This is a genomic window from Kitasatospora sp. NPDC059803 (assembly GCF_042732255.1).
Classification (GTDB): Bacteria; Actinomycetota; Actinomycetes; order Streptomycetales; family Streptomycetaceae; genus Kitasatospora.
In genome coordinates this window covers 25506-25913 of sequence record NZ_JBHWIJ010000056.1, presented here as the reverse complement: position 1 = coordinate 25913, position 408 = coordinate 25506, and the positions used below count along the sequence as shown (strand labels likewise).

Here is a 408-nt window from a genome sequence, read left to right as displayed (position 1 = left end):
AGTTCGTTCTGACACCACTCCCCCCCACCCCACCCTCACCTTCTGTGGTGACGCCCGTTTTTGTCCCGACCGCCGGGCGGGCCCGGGAGGGGCCTCGTCCTACGACACCCGGCTGATGACGGTGGTCGGGCCGTCGAGGAAGACCTGCTGCTCGTCGCCGACGATCCGGAGCCCGAACCGGTCCGGGCCCGGTCGGTCGGCCTTCTCCCACCAGCCGTGGGCCTTCTCGATCTCGTCCCAGAGTCGGCGAGGCCCGTACTGCGAGACCGTGAACCGGTCCTCCTGGCGGCCGTCGTGGTCCACCGCGGCCCACGAGGTGGCGTCCGTGGGGGGGGCCCCCCCCCGGGGGGGGCCCCCCCCCCCCGGGGGGGGGGGGGGGGGCGCGCGGGGCCCCTCGCCGCGCGTGAG

Annotated in this window: 1 protein-coding gene; it reads right to left on the bottom strand. The window is 76.0% G+C overall.

Features of this window, described 5'->3' with window-relative positions:
• Positions 1 to 99 precede the first annotated feature (99 nt).
• A complete protein-coding gene (locus tag ACFV6I_RS12505) occupies positions 100 to 303 on the bottom strand; it encodes a hypothetical protein (protein WP_380424962.1) in 204 nt (67 codons plus the stop codon).
• Between the last annotated feature and the right edge of the window lie 105 nt (positions 304 to 408).